This window comes from Vibrio sp. YIC-376 (assembly GCF_052353105.1).
Lineage (GTDB): Bacteria > Pseudomonadota > Gammaproteobacteria > Enterobacterales > Vibrionaceae > Vibrio.
Genome location: NZ_JBBWFK010000020.1, coordinates 26,344 through 37,890 on the forward strand (window position 1 = coordinate 26,344; position 11,547 = coordinate 37,890).

The 11,547-nt window shown below is 44.4% G+C and carries 12 protein-coding genes and 1 pseudogene; 7 read left to right on the top strand and 6 right to left on the bottom strand.

Annotated elements, in window-relative coordinates:
• Nucleotides 1–257: 257 nt before the first annotated feature.
• Nucleotides 258–1,238 (top strand): oxygen-dependent tRNA uridine(34) hydroxylase TrhO, encoded by a 981-nt coding sequence (gene trhO, locus WJM94_RS22335; RefSeq protein WP_444496373.1) that lies wholly within the window; start codon nucleotides 258–260, stop codon nucleotides 1,236–1,238.
• A gap of 151 nt (nucleotides 1,239–1,389) precedes the next feature.
• Here trhO and WJM94_RS22340 read toward each other — a convergent pair whose 3' ends face one another.
• Entirely contained in the window at nucleotides 1,390–2,262 is an 873-nt protein-coding gene (locus WJM94_RS22340) for a patatin-like phospholipase family protein (protein ID WP_444496374.1), read from the bottom strand.
• Nucleotides 2,263–2,426: 164 nt separating this feature from the next.
• A complete protein-coding gene (locus WJM94_RS22345) occupies nucleotides 2,427–3,068 on the bottom strand; it encodes a MarC family protein (RefSeq protein WP_444496375.1) in 642 nt (213 codons plus the stop codon).
• Between the two features lie 197 nt (nucleotides 3,069–3,265).
• Here WJM94_RS22345 and nfsA point away from each other — a divergent pair, with 197 nt between their 5' ends.
• Nucleotides 3,266–3,988: an oxygen-insensitive NADPH nitroreductase gene (gene nfsA / locus WJM94_RS22350; protein WP_444496376.1), complete on the top strand. Its 723-nt coding sequence runs from the start codon at nucleotides 3,266–3,268 to the stop codon at nucleotides 3,986–3,988.
• A 133-nt stretch (nucleotides 3,989–4,121) separates the two neighbouring features.
• Nucleotides 4,122–4,469 (top strand): annotated as a pseudogene (locus WJM94_RS22355) (tyrosine-protein kinase); the annotation flags it as partial.
• A gap of 88 nt (nucleotides 4,470–4,557) precedes the next feature.
• Here WJM94_RS22355 and WJM94_RS22360 read toward each other — a convergent pair.
• The 3 genes from WJM94_RS22360 to pncB form a co-directional block, all read right to left on the bottom strand.
• The gene (locus WJM94_RS22360) at nucleotides 4,558–5,073 is read right to left on the bottom strand and encodes a glycine zipper 2TM domain-containing protein (protein ID WP_444496377.1); all 516 of its coding nucleotides are present in this window, start codon (nucleotides 5,071–5,073) and stop codon (nucleotides 4,558–4,560) included.
• A gap of 345 nt (nucleotides 5,074–5,418) precedes the next feature.
• Nucleotides 5,419–5,778 carry an acyl-CoA synthetase gene (locus WJM94_RS22365; RefSeq protein ID WP_444496378.1) on the bottom strand — a complete coding sequence of 120 codons (360 nt, stop codon included), beginning with the start codon at nucleotides 5,776–5,778 and terminating at the stop codon, nucleotides 5,419–5,421.
• 233 nt (nucleotides 5,779–6,011) lie between these two features.
• Nucleotides 6,012–7,322, bottom strand: coding sequence for a nicotinate phosphoribosyltransferase (gene pncB / locus WJM94_RS22370; RefSeq protein WP_444496379.1), 1,311 nt, complete (start codon nucleotides 7,320–7,322; stop codon nucleotides 6,012–6,014).
• A gap of 299 nt (nucleotides 7,323–7,621) precedes the next feature.
• Between pncB and WJM94_RS22375 the strand changes: the two genes are divergently transcribed.
• The 4 genes from WJM94_RS22375 to WJM94_RS22390 all read left to right on the top strand — a co-directional run bounded on the left by WJM94_RS22375 (nucleotide 7,622) and on the right by WJM94_RS22390 (nucleotide 10,045).
• Nucleotides 7,622–8,347 carry an NUDIX domain-containing protein gene (locus WJM94_RS22375; RefSeq protein WP_444496380.1) on the top strand — a complete coding sequence of 242 codons (726 nt, stop codon included), beginning with the start codon at nucleotides 7,622–7,624 and terminating at the stop codon, nucleotides 8,345–8,347.
• 29 nt (nucleotides 8,348–8,376) lie between these two features.
• Nucleotides 8,377–9,030 (top strand): nicotinamidase, encoded by a 654-nt coding sequence (locus WJM94_RS22380; protein ID WP_444496381.1) that lies wholly within the window; start codon nucleotides 8,377–8,379, stop codon nucleotides 9,028–9,030.
• 25 nt (nucleotides 9,031–9,055) lie between these two features.
• A complete protein-coding gene (locus WJM94_RS22385) occupies nucleotides 9,056–9,412 on the top strand; it encodes a VOC family protein (protein ID WP_444496382.1) in 357 nt (118 codons plus the stop codon).
• Between the two features lie 156 nt (nucleotides 9,413–9,568).
• Nucleotides 9,569–10,045 (top strand): peptide-methionine (S)-S-oxide reductase, encoded by a 477-nt coding sequence (locus WJM94_RS22390; RefSeq protein ID WP_444496383.1) that lies wholly within the window; start codon nucleotides 9,569–9,571, stop codon nucleotides 10,043–10,045.
• A 95-nt stretch (nucleotides 10,046–10,140) separates the two neighbouring features.
• Here WJM94_RS22390 and eat read toward each other — a convergent pair whose 3' ends face one another.
• The gene (gene eat, locus WJM94_RS22395) at nucleotides 10,141–11,544 is read right to left on the bottom strand and encodes an ethanolamine permease (RefSeq protein WP_444496384.1); all 1,404 of its coding nucleotides are present in this window, start codon (nucleotides 11,542–11,544) and stop codon (nucleotides 10,141–10,143) included.
• Nucleotides 11,545–11,547 lie beyond the last annotated feature (3 nt).

Below are 11,547 nucleotides of genomic sequence, written 5' to 3' on the forward strand. Positions count from 1 at the left end.
CGAATTCAAACGATAAAGCAGCTTACCTTTTGACGTCGGATATTCATTGCAGCTTCCTTTTCGGAGCGATGTTACGGCGGATTAGCAAAAAAAGTCCATTAATCTAACAAGATCCGCCTCAGGCTTTCACTCCGATTAAATATCCGTAAAGATTGTCCGTATTTCCGACAAATTTAGTCAGGTATAATCCATGCCGTTATCATTTAATGGTCATCGACCACCTGTTTTATTAAAGCCTGTTTTATTAAGGAAACCTCATGAGTCAGTATGTTGTCTGCGCGCTGTACAAGTTTGTGGAACTCGGTAACTATAAAGAACTACGTGAACCATTACTTGCGCTGATGGAGAAGAACCAAATTCGCGGTACTCTACTGCTGGCAAGTGAAGGTATTAACGGTACGGTTGCTTCTGACCGAGCAGGTATTGATACTCTGCTTGATTGGTTAAATAAAGAGCCACGTCTTGTAGGTACAGTTTACAAAGAGTCATTTGCGGATACTCAACCGTTTAACCGCACTAAAGTGAAACTTAAAAAAGAGATTGTGACTTTAGGTGTGGAAGGTATCGACCCTCGCCACGTGGTTGGCACGTATGTGAAACCAAAAGACTGGAACGATCTGATTGCCGATCCAGAAGTATTTGTTGTCGATACCCGTAATGATTACGAAATCGAGATCGGTACATTTAAAGGTGCGGTTAACCCAAAAACTGAAACTTTTCGTGAATTTCCAGATTACGTAAAAGAAAACATGGATCCCGCAAAGCACAAAAAAGTGGCGATGTTCTGTACTGGTGGTATCCGTTGTGAAAAATCGACCGCTTACATGAAAGAGCAAGGTTTTGACGAGGTGTACCACCTGGAAGGCGGCATCCTAAAATATCTGGAAGAAGTACCACAAGAAGAAAGCATGTGGGAAGGTGATTGCTACGTATTTGATGGTCGTGTTGCGGTAAACCACCAGCTTGAAAAAGCAGACTACGACTTATGTAACGCATGTCGCCTACCAATCACAGAAGAAGACAAACAATCAGAGCTTTATGAACAAGGTGTGAGTTGCCCTAAGTGTCACGGCACACACTCAGAAGAGCAAATCATCCGTTTCCGTGAGCGTGAAAAGCAAATTTCATTAGCAGAACAACGTGGCGAGCAGCACGTTGGTGGAGAAAGCGCTAAGCAGCGACAAGAGCGACGCGCAACAAAACTTGCGCAGAAAGCAGAGCAACGTAAGCAAGCTTAACGCTTATCAGCGAGCCATATTACTGTGGCTCGCCCTACTTTGCTCTATTCAATCACCCAGCATTTCCTAAGCTTTACAAACCTATCCAGTCCGTAATGGCGTCCTTACTTATTGTTCGCAATTAACGAAAATCTATTACGTCAAACAGAATCTAGATACATAATTGGTAGTTTTCTGTGTCCAAACCCTGAGCATTAGCCAGATTTTTCAGATGCTCTCTGCCCTCGACAAGCCCCATCTCATAGCCTTCAAGCAGTACCGATTGACGCATAGATAAACGCTGAACGTGGAAATTATCTGGCGGAGCAATAACACTAATGCGCGCATCTTCCGGCGGGTTACGAATAAATTCCAGAGACTCATTATAGTTGTCAGAGCGGTGCAACATGGCTTCTACCATTTTAGGGTGCTCAGCGAATAACTTTTTCATCAGCCACGTTGTTTTGACTGGCTTCTTCGAATAACTCAACGGGTGAGACAACACGACAGTAATATCTCGGGCACCTCGACGATAAGCTTCTCGTACCGGAATGGAATCCGCGACTCCGCCATCGGTGTAGCAACCACCTGAAAAGCATGGGGTATGTTTGTATGCAATCGGTAAAGCCGTAGTTGCTTCTAGCGCATGATGAAAATTCGTGCGATTCACTCGATAATAATCGGCTTTACCTGTGTCGACATTCGTCGTGGTGGCAAAGAAAGGGATCCCGTCAAACAGCTTTTTTTCATCGACGGGATACAGGCGATTAGACTCTTCAAATAACCACTTAACGTCGATCAAATCACCACCTTTAATAAAGCGGGTTGGATCGAAGAAACGTTTGCAGGTCGCAAGCTTAGTAATGATGTTAATGCTGCGATGTGGATAATCGGTTAAATAGCCAATTAGATTCGATGCGCCAGCTGACACACCAATAGCAAAATCAAACGGTTTGTAATTTTGCTCCATGAATGCGTCTAACACTCCACTAGCGAATACGCCACGCATCGCACCGCCTTCAACAACAATTGCTTTTTTGACCATGTTTCCTCCCCAATACTCTATCTTCAAAATACTATTGAAATTAAGGCCATAGAAACAATTGGTTATTCTTATTATTCAGATAGGGTATTCCTATACCTAAATCATATCTGGTTACTTAGTTTTATCAGTCACGTTGCCCAAAATCTCAAATAATAGTAAAGGAATTATGGAAAAACGCTCTTGTAGGCTTCCCCAGCTCCATCAATAAACATTTGAGTACCTATCACAGCTAATATCAGCCCCATCATTTTAGTCACTACATTGAGTGCACTAGGTCCGACCGCTTTTACCAACTTGTCGCCAAATAAGAACAGGATGTAAGTGATGATGCAGAGCACAGCAAACGAAACAATGGTGATGATCGTCTGATCAAACCCACCAGCTGTAGCAAAGTTCATCGCTGTTGCAATAGTTCCAGGCCCAGCCAGGATTGGCATCGCTAAAGGTGAGACTGCGATGCTTAATGCCGCCTGTTGCTGCGCTGCTGAGTATGCCTTTTCTTTAGTTTTTTGATGGGTGGTGTCACCTTGCAGCATGTTATAGCCAATCAAAAAAACCAAAATTCCTCCGGTAATACGCAACGCATAGAGAGTGATGCCAAATAAATCGAAGATCAATTTACCTGCAATTGAGAAGACCATAACGATAATGAAAGCGATAAGTACTGAGCGGAGCGCTATAGAGCGAACCGTCTCTTTATCTTCGTCAGCTGTTAAGCTTAAAAATATTGGGATATTAGCTATCGGATTCATGATGGCGAAAAAGCCCATAAACACCGTCACCGTGTGAACAATCAGTTCTTTCATCTTTTTACCGCACGTAATTTATTGATTTTAAGACAGTATATACCTATATCATCAGGCATGTCTGATACTCACACTCCTCGGACAAAACTTATGGGCGGAGGCACACTTTTTCTTTTGTGGGAGTTTACCCAGTCATCAAATATCGATAAGGTGATGATCAAACGCAATAGAACAATAGCAAAGGATGTTAAAGCATCATGAACAGCACAATTCAAACCATTTTAAGCCACCGCTCAATTCGAAAGTTCAGCACGCAGCCGATAGACAAAACTCAACTAGAAACCATTATTCAAGCAGGTCTGGCAGCATCATCTTCCAGTATGTTGCAAGTTGTCTCGATTATCCGAGTCACGGATCCAGAAAAGAGAACATTGTTGGCGCAGTACGCAGGTAACCAAGCATACGTTGCCAATGCTGCCGAGTTTTTAGTGTTCTGTATTGATTATCAGCGCCACGCGACGATCAACCCTAAAGTGCAAGCAGATTTTACAGAGTTGATGCTTATTGGCGCGGTTGACTCCGGTATTATGGCGCAAAATTGCTTATTAGCAGCTGAGTCGATGGGACTGGGAGGGGTGTACATTGGTGGTCTGAGAAACAATGCTCAACAAGTCGATGAGTTACTGGGCTTACCAGAAAATACTGCCATCCTGTTTGGTATGTGCCTAGGGCATCCAGAACAAAGCCCGGAGATTAAGCCTCGCTTACCAGCAAAAGTGATCGTACATGAAAACCAGTACCAACCGCTAAAATTAGAAGATATCGAGATTTACGATCAAGCCATGCACGGCTACTACGCCAGCCGTTCAAGTAACCAGAAACAAAGCACCTGGTCACAAGAAATCACGACCAAGCTTGCTGGGGAATCACGTCCACATATCTTGCCTTACTTAAATAAAAAAGGTTTAGCAAAGCGATAAAGTACCACGACAACATCATAAGGCCTCTTTATAAGCAGGGGCCTTTCACAACCCTGACAGCAAGAAGAAAAACTTAACACACAACAGTGACATCATTTACATATTCAAAAAACTAAGTTTTTTCTTACATTGAGTTAATGTGGGCACACGAGGTCAAGTGCCGCCAAACCCGTCAGAGTTACTCATGCACCCTCGTTTCAAGAGTTTTATTGACTTTGTCTCTGCAAAGTATGACTTGGTGATTATCGATACACCGCCAGTGCTTGCCGTAACGGATCCAAGCATTGTAGGTGCGATTGCAGGCACAACCTTAATGGTAACTCGATTCGACCAAACAACACTTAAAGAAATCAAAATTGCCCAAAGCCATTTCGAACAAGCGGGTGTTGAAGTCAAAGGTGTTCTACTCAACGCGATTAAAAAGAAAGCATCCAGCTCATACGGTTATGGCTACTACAATTATTCCTATAAAAGTGAATAACATCTAACCCTTGAACAAAGAAAGCCCCTCTATTTTTGCCTAAAAGACAAAAATAGTGGGGCTTTCTTTTTTACTTAATATCCAATTACTATGGCAGAACCACATTACCATCTTGGATTGGGAAGCTTTTCGCCGCTGGCTTACTTGCCAGACGTACTGTTGTTAGAGCTCCTGCAACCTCATAGGTTACGTCATAACCCACGACTTTTTCTGACGTTGTATATTCAGTGTGACACTGTTGCTTAGTCGTCGTGATGACATCACCTTTTTGCACATTTTCCTGGATCTTGCGACCAGTCAACGCACCAGCAATAGTACCTGCTGCGGTGGCAATGATTTTGCCAGAACCGCCACCAATCTGATTACCAATCGCCGCACCCGCTGCCGCACCACCAACGGTACCGAGAATTTTATTGTTATCTGTCGGTTCAACTTGCTGAGTCACTACCACATCTTTACATACTTGATGAGGATTCTTGACTGTTTCTGTCACGGCCTCAATCAGAGTGATGTTTGCTTGCGTTGGCGCTGGGGGTGTTTTGTCTTTACAGCCCGCTAATAGAGCGACAATCACTGCCGCAGTTGCGATAGATTTCATATTCATGGTTTACATTCCAGCATGGTTTTCTTCTATGTCTGATATGGTAAGCCGAGAGAAGAATTTCACATCAGGCGAAGATAAGCCCTCTGTCATTAGAGAGTAAAAAAACAGTGTTTTATAAGGAAAGGGTTAGGAAATATCTAATGGAGTGTCAATTGAGCCGAAATGACATCACTGAAATCTATCATTGAAACAAAACGAAGAGGTTGAGTTGATTCTTGCATAGAACGATGCTTCAGAAAATGAAATTGAATGCAGCAGAGAACCTGAGAGCAGCGAATAAGGCCACCTATTCATCTCCCCCAGCAGAACGTCGTTAAAGCAAGTTGAAAAAGTAAGGCTGAGCAATTAAGCCAAGCTGAGGAATAACTCATCATCCGTGATGTATTTATGTCGGTGACTCATTTTACGCAGATGCATAAACATAAAATCAGGGAAACCCGGAGCAATGATGTTGTTTGGCTCCCAGCAAACGCCTCCAACAAAAATATAGCGACCTTGCTTTTCTTCATCATGAAGTTGGTTGTTGATAGGAGAAGATAATTCGGCGCGACAGCCTTCCACTACACACACGATTTGACCTTTAAACAGACCAATTACACGTCGTACCAAATTCGCTTTAATCCCACATTTCCATGCCTGACGAGTCGCCAGCTCATAGCCGTATTTTCTTATTGCTTTCTTTTGCAAATGCACAACTAAATTCATCTTTCACTCCTGATTCAAGCTATTACGTTGAAGCCCAAAGTCATCAAGAAGCAGTTAGACGCACAGTTAAGCCAAAAGATCGGGCTGAAATGAGTTTCCAGTGTATGTACACCATCCACAGTATTGCAACGTTGGGTATATGTACTATAGCGAACCCACCCTCTATGCTTACCTAACTAATTTTTGTCGATACGATAGAGAGTGGTTATCAATATGAGTGCACAGAATGGAGATTAGGCATGAAGCAGATAGTTTTGTCCTTCACTCTCTAGACGATCAATAAGATCGCGGCACTCGTCTAAATCTAAAGGCTGTTCAAAACGACGCTTCAGGTTCATCAAAAAGAAAATATCTTCGCACATCGCTTTTTCTGGCTCATCACTTATTTTCGCCACAGGAGAGTCGTTGCAAGACACCATTTTAATCACAATAGAGAGCGGTTGGTATGCCTCTCCTTTGTCATTAACATAGTCACCCATGTCGTTGGCGAGGAATGTACCAATACCAAAACTCACCTGAGCTCTGCCTTGGAAATGTTCGCAAATATCTAACGCTTGTTCAAAGTTAAGCCCGTCGGTAAACACTAAGGTTTTCGTCATAGGGTCAATTTTCAGTGACTGGTAGTGCTTAATCATTTTTTCGCCCCAAGCGAATGGACAGCCACTGTCGTGACGTACCCCGAAGTAAGCGTTACTTAACTCTTCGTCAAAGTCTTTTAGAAAAGCATCAATACCGATAGTATCCGTTAGTGCAATCCCTAACGCACCGTTAAACATCTTTTGCCAACGTTGCAGAGCAATTTTCTGTGAGTCACGGACATTAACCAGTGCCTGATGGCCCATAAACCACTCGTGAGCCACCGTACCGATCGGCGTGAGGTTCATTTTACGCGCTAAATGATAGTTGCTGGTTCCTGTCAGGCAATCTGGCAACTCCTGACATAGATACTCCAACATGGTTTTCTGAGCCTCAAACGAGAAACGACGACGAGTCGACATATCAGAAAACTTAAAGCTGGTGATGTTTCGGCGCTTCAGTTCAGATTTAAGATAACGAACTTTCTCTTCCAACACAGTTTGGAATTGCTGGAAAGGAATATCAGACCAACGCAGACGGCTGCGAACTTCAGAAACAATACTCATGATGATTGTTTCGTACAGAATCGTCTCTTTCCATAACCCACTGATGGTGATACGCAGTTGACTTGAGCCATCAGCCATGGTTCTGTTATGCAAAGAAACGTCATTCCGAGGGTTAAAGCGGAAGTGACGTAGTGCGTCGACAAACTCAGGCTTGAGGTATGGAGCAACACGTTTCATGTACTCAAGTTCTTCTTCGGTGAAGCGAATGTCTTGTAGTTTAAGGATTTCTGCTTGTACTGCAGGCAACAATTCAGAGAGATCTTCTTCGCTGCGCACGATAAATTTGTATGACACCATCGCATCAGGATACAGCGCGGCAACAGCGCTCATCATGTTCACTTTGTAGACATCAAAGTCCAACGCACTTTGAATGATACGAGAAGAAAATAGTTTGGTTGTCATTAGGTGTCCTTCGATACGCCCTTCCTTGGGTATATAACTTTTTGTTACTAACTTATTTGCGTAAACAATAAACACCCTGACTTAGTTTGTCAACTTTTGTTACTAACTACTCTTTTCTATGAGGTTTTTATTTTTTAAAAATCAATACTCCTTGTGTATAACTAAGCGCAATAGGAAACTTAATACCCAAAGTTAATCATCAATGCCAGAATTCTGGTTACTAACAAATCGTTACTTACCTATTGATTGAACAGTTGTTATGCGCTAGATTACTTACAACTTATTTTTAGGATCCAACCATGATCGTAACTGTCGACATTATCCCATTCAGGCTCTCGGGCTGTGCCAATAAAGGATTGGAAGTGTTGCTGATTAAGCGTTCAAATCCGAACCGACCTTACCATGGCGTGTGGGCATTACCGGGTGGATTTGTCTTTGATAAAGATTTAACCAGTGAAGGCGGACGTCCGGCGGATGAAAACTTCGAAGCGGCGAGGCGTCGTATTTGCCGCGAAAAAATCCATACTTACCCTCGCCACTTCAGCGAAGCCTTTATTGATGGCGATCCTAAACGTGATCCGGACGACTGGAGTTTAAATATCACCCACTACGCGTTGGTTGATCGCAATAACGCAGAACAAATCAACAACGCTGGTATACCTGAATGTCACCTGAAGTGGTTCCCGTTACAGGCTATTCTAAATGGTGAAGAAACACTGGCCTTTGACCATCAGAACACCATTGAAAAGGCCTGGCAAAAACTGCGCGCTTCCATTGAGTACACGTCAGTGCTTTTGTTTGCGTTAGACAAAGAGTTTTTAGTCGCCGACATCATTTCGGCCTATCAGGAGTTTGGTATCGATATCAGTCGTATGACCATCAAACGTCGTTTGATTGATTCTGGCGTGTTGAAGCCAACCAATAAAGTCGCATCCACGAACAAGGGTAAAGGTGGCAAGCCAGCCATGGTGTACACACTCACCAGCGACGAAGTGACCTTTTTTCAAAACTGCTTGCGCGGATAAACGCACGCAACCAGACAAGGAGTCTGCTAATGACTGTTCGAGTTAACTATCAAACCACTGCTGTGTTCGATGTCGATCCTGAGAAAGGATTCAGTGAACTTTGTCCTGACGAATTACCTGTTGCTGGTGCCCTTGATATTGTACCGGAGCTACTTAAAAACCACGCTAAAGGTCACTTAAAACTGGTGAGCCGAGACCTACATCCGCCCAAAGCGGCATGGGACGCTGAAACACCCGCCAATATGCTTGAGCCAGTTGGCTTACCAAATGTGGACGTAAAGTGGAATCGCCATTGCGTACTGGGCACGACCGGCGTTGAACTGTTAGATGGTTTGCCACCCGTTTTAGAATATGACTTTCAGGTCAACAAAGGCATGGACCCGGATGCACATCCATACGGTGTTTTCTTTCATGATGTTGCTGATACCAAAACCACAGGTGCAAACGAGTTCCTAAAATGTAATGGCATCGATACTCTGGTGATTGGTGGATTAGCCCTCGATTTCTGCGTAAAAAAATCGGTTATGCAGGCATTAGATCTCGGCTTTAAGGTAGTTGTGAATCTCGCTTCAACACGTGCGGTATTGCCGGACACTGTTGAGAGTGTTGTCGCAGAGATGGAAGAAAAGGGAGCGGTATTTGTAGACAATGCCGATGAGATCATCGTAGAAAAGTTTGCGTAAGAATCGAAATAATAAGGAAATTACGATGCATCAACATGAAAAATTAAATTACGTTGAGTTTGGTAGTACAGATTTAAGTGCGACCAAACCGTTCTTCGAGCAGGTGTTTGGTTGGACGTTTGTCGACTATGGCCCAGATTACACGGCATTTTATGATCAAGGATTAGATGGTGGATTTTTTAAATCGGAATCCGTCAGCAACACAGCAAATGGCGCAGCGCTGTTGGTCTTTTACAGCTCAGACATTCACGCGACATTGGAAAAAGTGGAAAAACATGGCGGGCGTATTCTTCGTCCTATCTTTGAATTTCCTGGCGGTTGCCGATTCCACTTTGCAGAGCCAAGTGGCAATGAATTCGCGGTTTGGTCAGAAAGTCACTAACTTTCCACCAGTAACGCGCTATTTTTCTGCCTCCCCCTTCCGCTTAGCAGTTCGACCACCAGAAACCAAAGTCTGGTGGTCTGATTAGCTGGTGACACCTTGCACTTAGCTCTGTTGCCACGACATAATGCCCCAAACTTTCAAGTGAACAGATTTATGCAAGAGATTTACTTTGCGGGCGGCTGCCTTTGGGGTGTACAAGAGTTTATGCGCCACCTTCCAGGTGTGATTGCAACCGAAGCTGGTCGCGCGAACGGCACCACAAATTCTACAACATCTGACTACGACGGTTATGCGGAGTGTGTACGCACTAAATTCGACCCTTCTCTGGTCTCTGTCGAAGATTTGATGGATTACTTCTTTGAAATCATCGATCCCTACAGTGTTAACAAACAAGGTGAGGACGTCGGTGAAAAATATCGAACGGGTGTGTATAGCCACAACCCCCAGCATCTCGAGAGTGTCAGACGCTATATCGCAAAACGAGAAGATGCCGATAAAATCGTGGTAGAAGTTCGTGAGCTAACCAACTACGTGCCAAGTGATGACGAACACCAAGACAGACTGACTCGCTTCCCGAATGATTACTGTCATATTCCTTTGGATTTATTGCACAAGTATAAAAACCGCTAGCGTTCAGCATCGCTAAGATATTAGACAGAACACCAGAAACAACAAAGGGAGCACGAGGCTCCCTATATGTTATCTAAAAAGTTATTGAGAAAAACTTAACGAGCAGCTTCCGCTTCAAGCTCTTTTTCAGCTACTGACAGCATCGCGAACTCTTCTTCTGCGGTCGTCGCAACCAGCTTGTTGCGGCTGTATAGCCCGTAGTACGCGCCACCGATAACAAACAGTCCCGTTGTCATGAAGAAAGCTGAAGGATCGAAAGCGTATACACCTGTCATTGCGATTAATGAAAGCACCAATGAGATACCAGAGGTAAATACGCCACCCGGCGTTTTGTATGGGCGATGTAGCTCTGGTTGTTTGATACGTAGCATGATGTGGCTTAGCGACATCAATGCATACGATACCGTTGCACCCACTACTGCCATTGCCAGAATCAAATCACCTTCACCCGTCAGCGAAACTAAAAAGCCAAATACACCCGGAACAAACAGTGCGCGAGTCGGCACTTTTTTCTCACTTGTCAGTGACAAGCTTTGTGGCAGGTAACCTGCACGAGAAAGCGCGAACACCAAACGGCTGTAGCCATAGATAATCGAGAAGAAAGATGCAATCAAACCTGCTAACCCAAGAATATTGACGGCTGTCGCAAGCGTCGGGTTACCAGTCAATTTCAGTGCATCCACCAAAGGTACCGCGCTGTCACCGATGACCTGTGAGCCTACCGCACCCGCTAATAACAAGACGACAATCGTTGCAGTCAGCAGCAGGAATAACATTGCACCGATGATGCCTTTTGGTACGTCTTTCGCCGGGTTTTTCGCCTCTTCTGCCGCTAAAGGAACCCCTTCAACCGCAAGGAATAACCACATCGCAAATGGCAGTGCGGCCCAAACACCATACCAACCAAATGGTAAAGATTCCGTCGCCTGAGCGGTAGCTGGAGCGATATCGTACAAGTTGCTGATGTCGAAGTCGCCAATCAGTACACCCGCCGTTCCCAAAATCGCCAACACAGCCAAGCCACTGATAACCATCATGACCTTAAGTGCTTCACCAACACCAGCCATGTGAATTCCGATAAAGACGGCATAAAAAAGTGCGTAAACAACGGGGCCATCAATACCAATCAATTCGTTCACAGCCGAACCAATGAAAATTACAATCGCAGCAGGTGCAAGCGCGTACTCAATAAGCACAGATAAACCTGTGAAGAAGCCGCCCGTCGGACCCATTGCCTGGCGTGCGAAGCTGTAGCCACCACCAGCAGCTGGAATCGCTGCTGACATTTCAGCCAAAGACAGCACCAAAGTGAAGTACATCACTGCCATCGCAATCGCAGCAATAAGGAAGCCTCCCCATCCAGCCTGTGCGATACCAAAGTTCCATCCAGCGAAGTCACCTGAGATAACATACGATACACCTAGCCCCGCAAGCAGAATCCAGCCCGCGGTACCTCTTTTTAACTGTCTTTTAGCAAGATATTCCTGATGATTAGACATAGT